Source organism: Pseudoxanthomonas sp. LjRoot204_2 (assembly GCF_056175765.1).
In genome coordinates, this window is the sequence record NZ_JBGFFG010000151.1 from 1 (window position 1) to 7,488 (window position 7,488).

Genomic DNA, 7,488 nt, shown 5'->3' on the forward strand with positions numbered 1-7,488 from the left:
AGGAAGAGCACGCCGCTCGGCGGCGGCACGGTCTGGATGTCGAACTGCTCACCGCCGGACGCGTGCGGGACGATTATGGCTTCGACGCCCCCGCGGCGCTGCTCAGCCGCCAGGGGGCGCGAGTCGATCCGTACCGACTGACCCATCGCCTGCTCCAGCGCCTGCAGAAGCAGGGAGCGTCGGTATTCGACCGCACGCGTGTCGTCGAGATCGACACGACGGCGCGCGGCGTCGTGTTGCGTACCGAAGGCGGGGTTACCGTGCGCGCCTCGCATCTCGTGGTCGCGGCGGGATATGCCAGCCAGCACTGGCTGAAGAAGTCGGTGGCACGCAACCGCAGCAGCTATGCCGTCATCAGCGACCCGCTGTCCGAGGAAGCCCTCGGGTTMCTGTCCGACACGCTGTTGTGGGAAACCGCGCGCCCGTATCTCTACGCGCGCAGCACGTCCGATCGCCGCCTGCTGATAGGCGGCGAAGACGACGCTGTCGACATTCCCGCCAAGCGCGATGCGCGGGTCGAAAAGAAGGCACGGACGCTGCTGAAACGGCTGCACGACCTGTTCCCTGCGCTGGAAATCACGCCGGCGTTCTCGTGGGCGGGCACCTTCGCGGAAACCGAAGACGGCCTGCCCTTCTTCGGCCCGCACGCGCAGTGGGGGCCGCGGGTGCATTTCGCGATGGCCTACGGCGGCAACGGCATCACCTACAGCATGCTGGGGGCTGGACTGCTGCGTGCGCTCATCGAGCGACGCCGGCATCCCCTGTGGCCCCTGTTCTCGTTCGAGCGACTGAAGCGCTGACGCTGCGCCACGTCGCATTGACGCCCACGTCATGCCTCCATCACGCGCATCGGAGCAGGCTGGCGGCACGTCCCGACTGGAGTACGGCCATGCCCCGTGGCGACAAATCCGCATATACCGAAAAACAGAAGCGCCGGGCCGAACACATCGAGGAGTCCGAGCGCGAGCAAGGGCGATCGAAGGAAGAGGCGGAGCGCATCGCCTGGGCCACGGTCAACAAGCAGGATGGCGGCGGCAAGAAGTCGGGTTCGGGACGCGCGAAGGCGCAATGACGCTACGGTGAGCCGGACGGCCACCATCCCTTGCCGGTCAGCGCGTAACGGTCCGCTGCCCGCTCGAAAGGATTGCGCACGCTGACGCCGCCGCAGAGCAGGTAGACCGGCAGGAACAGCGGTCCCAGCACCATGTACTGGTAGACATGCGCGCGTTCATGGTCCCCGAGGCGGATGCGAGGATGCTGGGCATGGCCAGCGCGGTGCTCATAAGTGATGCACTCGGATTCCAGCGTGTCGCCGGTGTGCAGGATGACGTTGCCGAAGGTGATGGCGCCGCCCGGTCCCCACGGCCAGTGGTGGAAGACCAAGGCGAAGTCCCTGCGACTCCACTCGACGCGCGCACCGAACGGCAGACCCGCGATCCCGGCCAACGCGCCGATCACGGTATTGGGCACGGCCCAGACCACGCCTAGCGAATATCCGAGCCACCGGCCCACCCGCGCCATGCTCAATCCTGTTCGTTCGGCATCAACAACCACAGGATCAGATAGACGAGGATGCCGGGAAACGCCGCCGACGCGATGGAGACGATCACGAACAGCACCCGCAGCAGCGTGGCACTCCATCCGTAGCGATGGGCGATACCGCCCATCACGCCCGCGATCATGCGGTCGTTCAGCGACCTGGCAAACGGCTTGGATGCGGTATTCATCGCCAACTCCCCACGGTTGTCCGTGGCCAGTCTAGCGCGTCAGCGCGCCGGCGCGGCTGAACCGCGCAGCGCGTCCAGCTTCGCCTTGAACCAGGTGGCGGCCGGCTGCGCCGGTTGTCCCGGACAACGCACCTGGTAGGCGCGTCCACTGATGCTGCTCTTGCTGGCTGCGCGCTCGATGAACTGCTCGGCGGTATCGGCCAGGTCGCGCTTCAGCAGGTAGTCGTACTTGCGCTGCAGATGCTTGCGCGCCTCGTCTCGCCCGTGCCACGTGCCGTTGCGCTGGAACTCGCAGGACGACGCCGACAACGCGTCCATCAACCCCTGGATCTCGCGCTTCGCCGCTGCGGAGGGCGCGGCATGTGCTGCGATCGGGAACAGCAGAGCCAGCAGGACGACGAAACGTCGCGTCGACGTCTTCATCGTGCGCGCTGGCCCAGCCAATGGTGGATGGCCGCAGGCACTTCGCGCTGGGCGCGGCTGGAGACATAAATGCCGATATGGCCACCCTTGAAGCTCAGTTCGGTGTAGTCGGCCGTGCCCACCACGTCCTTCAGCGCACGCGAGGCATCCGGCGGGACCAGGTGGTCCTGTTCGGCATAGATGTTCAGCACCGGCATGTCGACGAAGCCGAGGTCGACCGCTTCACCGCCGATCTGGATGCCGCCCTTGATGAAACCGTTGCGCTGGTAGAACTGGGTGATGAACTGCTTGAACGCCTCGCCCGCCAGGTCCGGCGAGTCGAAGATCCACTTCTCCATCCGCAGGAAATCCTCGATCGCACGCTTGTCGTCGAGGATGTCGACCAGGCCCACGTACTTCTGCAGGTTCAGCCGGAACGGCTTCAGCATCAGGTAGCAGGCGTTCATCATGTCGGCGGGCACGTTGCCCAGCGCTTCGACGAACAGGTCCACGTCCAGTTCGCGCGTCCAGTGCGACAGCATGTTGTCCGGCGTGTGGAAGTCCACCGGCGTGACCATCGTGATCAGGTTCTTGACCTTCTCCGGCTGCAGCGAGGCATAGCACAGCGAGAACGCCCCGCCCTGGCAGATGCCCAGCACGTTGACCGCATCGCGGCCGCTGCTGTCGCGCAGATGATCGACCGCGCCGTCGATGAAACGGTTGATGTAGTCGTCGAGCTCGAGGAAGCGGTCGGACCGGTCCGGGTAGCCCCAGTCGATGACGTAGACGTCCTCGCCCTGCGCCAGCAGGCCCTTCACCAGTGAGCGGTCGTGCTGCAGGTCGACCATGTACGGCCGGTTGACCAGCGCGTAGACGATCAGCAGCGGCACCTTCGCCGTCGGCGCCTTCTCGCCGACGAAGCGGTACAGCACCACCTTGCCGTCGCGCCATACCTCCTGTTTCGGAGTGGCGCCGTAGTGGACATCGTCCACCTCCGGCAGCGTATGCAGGCCGGCGGACAGTTTCTGCGCCAGCGTGGTGGCTTCCTGCGCCAGGGCCTCGGCGCTGAAGTTGAGCGGTCCATTCATTTGCCCTTACCCCGCTTCGTCTTGCTGGGCGCGCCCGCCGTAGCGCCGCGCGTCGCATTGCGCGCCACCCAGTCCTTCATCGATACGACCGACGTGGGCGTGGTGGCTGCCGCAATGGTCTTCTTCGTTGATTTCGCCGTGGGCTTCCGGGCTTTCGCCTCGCCGACCCCCGTCTTCGCCCTGGCGGGCTTGTGCTCGGCGGCAGTGGAGGCGCGCGCGGGCGCACGCTTGGCAGGGGCCGGAGCCGCTGCGGCCACCCCCCTGACGGCACGCTTCTTCGGCGCGGCCTTCTTCGCTGCCACGCGCGTCCCGGGCGACGCCTTCGGCGAAGGAGCCGACGTGCGTCGTGCGGCAGGACGTTTTTTCGCGGCCTTCGGCTTGGCAGCGGCCCGCGCTGACGGCGCCGCGTCGGGCGAGCGGGTTTCCACCGGCGCGGGCGCGGGCGCGGGTGCGGGCTGCGCGGGCGCGCGGCGGACAGGTGCGGAGGCCGCCCGTGTCAGCTTGCGCAATGCGCGTTCGAGCTCAACGATCTTGCGATGGGCCGAATCGACCTCGGTCCGCGTCGGCATGCCGAACTGCGTGCAGACCTGCTCGACTTCCCGCTGCACGCCGAGCCGCAGTCGGGCCTGCGCATTCGCCAATCCACCGTAGGCATGGCGGAAATCGTCGGACATCGCCACCTGCGCGTAGGCCTCTTCCGCGGCGTCGATCCACAGGTCGAACAGGGCTCGCGCATTCTGCAGCTGGCGGCCGGGCTCGGCGTGCTCCTCCAGCTTGCGTTCGAAGCGCGCGAAAGCGTCCTGCGCCACCTGCAGCATCAGCTGGTCGTACTCGCCGACCTGGCGCTGGTAATCCTGATAGGCCTGCGCCAGCTGCTGCCAGCGTTCCTGATGCTCGCGCGACAGGCCGAACGTCGGCAGGTGCATCCAGCGATCACCGTCCCGCTGGAGGTTCTCCAGCCACGGGCGCATCTGCTGCATCCACCCGTCGAGGCCGTGCGCGCCGCCCTGCATGCTGCGGAAGATGTCGGAGAACGGATTCTGGGCCGGTGCGGGATCGGCCATGCCGAGCGCGGAGCGCCAGGCGCGGCCGATGTCGCTGGCGTCATGGTCGCGGCCGGTGAACTGGGCCGCGACCTGCTGCATCTGCCCGAACCACTGGCCGGCCTGCCGCTGGAAGCGGCCTACGGCCTCGTCCACCTGCGCCTGCCCGCCCGGCACCAGCTTGGACCACCAGTCGACCGTCTGCTGCCAGCCCGAATTTGCGCCGGGCATGGACATCGCAGGCGCCGTCGCGCCAGCCTGTCGCAGGGCGTCGCCCCATAGGCTCCAGTACTGCTTGGCCACCGATTCGAAATCGCCCGGCCACGGTGGAACGGAATTTGCCATGTGCCCTCCCTTCCCGGCCGATTCTAGCCGCGGCCGGCGGCGCGTGCATGACGCGCCCTCACCTCACGGCTCAAGGCTTGGGGATGCGCAGCGTCTTGCTGATCATCAGCGTGCCGGAGACGGCGTACAGCAGCACCAGCGGGTGCAACAGCCATGGACCCAGCTTCACCGCACCGAGCCACAACGCCGGACCGACATGACCCAGGTACGCGGCGACGGCCAGCACGATGACCAATGCCAGGCTGGTGGGAATGGGCGTGCCCTCGAAGAACTTCACCTTGTCGCCCCCATCGGCCAACGTTTCGGCGGTGACGTTGTAGCGTGCCAGCCGGCTGACGCCGCAGGCGACGAAGTACGACAGCACCAGCCAGTCCCAGCCGCCCTGCATGCCGCAGGCGTAGGCCAGCGCGGCGGGCGCGACCCCGAAGGAGATGACGTCGGCCAGCGAGTCGAGCTCGCGCCCCAGCACCGAAGCCTGCTTGCGCCAGCGCGCCACCCTCCCATCGAGTGCGTCGAAGATGAAGGCCAACGGGATGAGCGCCATGCCGATCATCAGGTCGCGAAGGATGCCCTCCTGCAGGAAGCGCATGGAAGCGAACACCGCACCGGTGCCGCAGAAGGCGTTGCCCAGCGTGAACCAGTCGGCCAGCTGGAAGTCGCGGATCATCGAGAAGTGTCGGGACATGGCGGCACGCGTGACCAGGAACGGCCTACAGGGTAAGCCGAACCGGGTGAAGACGTTGCCGCATCCCCTCGCCCCGTTTACGGCGAGAGGGTGCCGAAGGCGGGTGAGGGGCGAACGAAGACCAGATGCTTACACGCTCGCGGACTCGCCGCGCCCTGCCCCTCATCCGCCCTCCGGGCACCTTCTCCCCGCAGGCGGGGAGAAGGATTCTTTCAACGCGGAATTGCGAACTGGCTCGCCTCGACGCTGCCAGCACCGCGCGGCCTGGCGTTGATCAGCGCGTTGGCCGGCAGTTCGCGGCTGCCGTCCAGGGTGGCACTGACCTGGTCCAGTGCCGCGTAGACATAGGGCAGCAGCGGTACGTAGCGCGCGCCGTACGCGGGCAATGCAAGGAATCCGTCGAAGTGCTGCGCGTTGCGCACCTGCCAATAACGCACGTCGGGATTGGCGGCACGCGCGGCCTGCACGTACGGCGCACTGGAGAACGCCGGCGGCACCAGTCCATCGTCCAGCCCATGGATCACCACCACCGGCCGCCGCGTGCGCGGGAAGCGCGCGGCGGTCTGCGCGATGCCGGCCTGCACGCGGCGCGCATCGTCGCTGCTGCCGGTCTGCAGTGCACGCAAGCACTGCAGGCCCGGCAGGGTGAAGTCCGGCGGCGCCAGTTTCGTGTCCACGATGCCCACCCCCGCCCCCGGCGGAATGCCGCTGCCATCCGACCACCACGCGGCACGTTCGGCGGCGCTCGCCGCGCGTGCGCTGAAGTCCGGGTTCTGCGCGGAGAACGCATGCCCGCACGGATGCTCGCCGACGCCGTAGCGACCATAGGCCGAGGCGTAGGTGACGGCGACCGCACGCCACAGGTCGAAGCCCACGCTCAGTGCGCCCGCCACCAGGGCTTCATCGGTCCAGCCATTCGCCTTCAATTGCGCACGTGCGGAGGCAGCCTGCGCCTTGACGTCCGCACCGGTCACCAGACCGGCCGCCTTCAAGGTGGCGCACCGCGCCGTCCACAGCGGCTCGACCTGCGCGCGCAGCGGCGGCTGCGGCAGCGATTCCGCCGGCAGGTCCAGCATTGCGCACGGCATCAGCAGCGCGGCTTCGGTGGTGTAGTCGTACAGCGAACGCGCACCCGGCGCATCGGCTGCCAGGATGTTCGGTTCGCCGGCGACCACGGCATCCAGCCAGCCGCCTTCTTCCTCGCTAGCGCGCAGCACGGCACCGCCGCCATTGGAGATACCCACCGCGATGACGCGCGTGTTGTCGAAACGGAATGGCGCCGCCTGCGGGAACGCCTGGTCCAGCGCGGCCAGCGCGAACTCGGCGGCCTGCTTCACGTGGCGGCCCCAGTCGGCCTCCGGATTGTCCTTGGAGTGCGCGTGCTTGACCGCGACACCGCTGGCACCGACCGGCGCATCCGGCGTGAACGCCAGTGTGCCGTCGCCCAGCGCGCCGATCGTCCCGTCTTCGCGCGCCCCGCGCTGCTCGGTCAGGTCGAAGTAGTCCGTGCCCGCACCTTTGTCGGTGTAGGCGATCGCGCACCCTTTCGGCAGTCCCCATGGGGCAGCGACCGCGATGGCACCGTAGACACCGCGGGAGCCCGACGACGCGGTGACCACTACGCAGCGCTTGGTCGCATCGAAATTGTCCGGCACCTGCACCAGCACGCGGTGCGGCTGCTTCGCGCCAGCGACCGTCGCCAGCGCGGAATACTCGCGTCCGGGCACGCTGGCCACGCTGCCGTAGGCCTGGCCATAGGCGCCGGTGAGCGACAGATCGGCGATGCCGCGCCAGTTCGCCCAGATCGCCCGACGACGCAGTTCGGCCGACGTCGGGTGCGCCGGATCGGCGAACGCGGGCGCGGCCATCGCGCGCAGGCCGTCGAGTCCCAGGCCCGCGGTGAGCAGGTCGTCGCTGCCGCGGTGTTCGGTAACGCGCTGGGGCTGGATCATGTGGGCGACGGCCTCGGGCTTGGGCGGCGCGGTGCTGCAGGCGGCCAGGGCCGCGCCGAGCATCAGGCCGCAGGAAATGCGCGTCTTCGCGTTCATGCGTGGAAAGCGTCCAGGGTTCCGGTCAGTGCCATGAAACTACCCTTCGGGGGAAGCGCCGTCATCGTACTTTGGTACCACGAACGGATCCTGCGTGCCTGCTACCCTAACCGCAGCACGCAGGAGCCCCCATGCAGAAGACCCACACCC

General features: G+C 68.2%; 8 protein-coding genes and 1 pseudogene. 2 read left to right on the top strand and 7 right to left on the bottom strand.

Going from position 1 to position 7,488, the window contains the following annotated elements:
* Together AC04L7_RS08855 and AC04L7_RS08860 are read left to right on the top strand one after the other, a co-directional pair.
* Positions 1-800 (top strand): NAD(P)/FAD-dependent oxidoreductase (locus AC04L7_RS08855; RefSeq protein ID WP_475512852.1); only part of this gene is annotated, 800 nt, incomplete at its 5' end.
* Between the two features lie 89 nt (positions 801-889).
* Positions 890-1,069: pseudogene (locus AC04L7_RS08860) on the top strand (hypothetical protein); the annotation flags it as partial.
* Positions 1,070-1,074: 5 nt separating this feature from the next.
* Here AC04L7_RS08860 and AC04L7_RS08865 read toward each other — a convergent pair.
* The 7 genes from AC04L7_RS08865 to AC04L7_RS08895 form a co-directional block, all read right to left on the bottom strand.
* The gene (locus AC04L7_RS08865) at positions 1,075-1,521 is read right to left on the bottom strand and encodes a hypothetical protein (protein ID WP_475512853.1); all 447 of its coding nucleotides are present in this window, start codon (positions 1,519-1,521) and stop codon (positions 1,075-1,077) included.
* Between the two features lie 2 nt (positions 1,522-1,523).
* Positions 1,524-1,727 (bottom strand): PspC domain-containing protein, encoded by a 204-nt coding sequence (locus tag AC04L7_RS08870; protein ID WP_296282693.1) that lies wholly within the window; start codon positions 1,725-1,727, stop codon positions 1,524-1,526.
* Positions 1,728-1,766: 39 nt separating this feature from the next.
* Positions 1,767-2,150 carry a YfeK family protein gene (locus tag AC04L7_RS08875; protein WP_435999218.1) on the bottom strand — a complete coding sequence of 128 codons (384 nt, stop codon included), beginning with the start codon at positions 2,148-2,150 and terminating at the stop codon, positions 1,767-1,769.
* Positions 2,147-3,217, bottom strand: a complete 1,071-nt coding sequence (locus AC04L7_RS08880; protein WP_435999219.1) for a class III poly(R)-hydroxyalkanoic acid synthase subunit PhaC — start codon at positions 3,215-3,217, stop codon at positions 2,147-2,149. Before AC04L7_RS08880 ends, AC04L7_RS08875 begins: the two co-directional genes overlap by 4 nt.
* Entirely contained in the window at positions 3,214-4,605 is a 1,392-nt protein-coding gene (gene phaE, locus AC04L7_RS08885; RefSeq protein WP_435999220.1) for a class III poly(R)-hydroxyalkanoic acid synthase subunit PhaE, read from the bottom strand. Before phaE ends, AC04L7_RS08880 begins: the two co-directional genes overlap by 4 nt.
* Positions 4,606-4,675: 70 nt before the next feature.
* Positions 4,676-5,290 (bottom strand): CDP-alcohol phosphatidyltransferase family protein, encoded by a 615-nt coding sequence (locus AC04L7_RS08890; protein ID WP_296282689.1) that lies wholly within the window; start codon positions 5,288-5,290, stop codon positions 4,676-4,678.
* Positions 5,291-5,502: 212 nt separating this feature from the next.
* A complete protein-coding gene (locus tag AC04L7_RS08895; protein ID WP_435999221.1) occupies positions 5,503-7,338 on the bottom strand; it encodes a 3-hydroxybutyrate oligomer hydrolase family protein in 1,836 nt (611 codons plus the stop codon).
* Between the last annotated feature and the right edge of the window lie 150 nt (positions 7,339-7,488).

Coding starts and splice junctions, on each gene's coding strand:
- phaE (WP_435999220.1), bottom strand. CDS start 4,605: ATGGCAAATTCCGTTCCACCGTGGCCGGGCGATTTCGAATCGGTGGCC.
- AC04L7_RS08880 (WP_435999219.1), bottom strand. CDS start 3,217: ATGAATGGACCGCTCAACTTCAGCGCCGAGGCCCTGGCGCAGGAAGCC.
- AC04L7_RS08865 (WP_475512853.1), bottom strand. CDS start 1,521: ATGGCGCGGGTGGGCCGGTGGCTCGGATATTCGCTAGGCGTGGTCTGG.
- AC04L7_RS08890 (WP_296282689.1), bottom strand. CDS start 5,290: ATGTCCCGACACTTCTCGATGATCCGCGACTTCCAGCTGGCCGACTGG.
- AC04L7_RS08870 (WP_296282693.1), bottom strand. CDS start 1,727: ATGAATACCGCATCCAAGCCGTTTGCCAGGTCGCTGAACGACCGCATG.
- AC04L7_RS08895 (WP_435999221.1), bottom strand. CDS start 7,338: ATGAACGCGAAGACGCGCATTTCCTGCGGCCTGATGCTCGGCGCGGCC.
- AC04L7_RS08875 (WP_435999218.1), bottom strand. CDS start 2,150: ATGAAGACGTCGACGCGACGTTTCGTCGTCCTGCTGGCTCTGCTGTTC.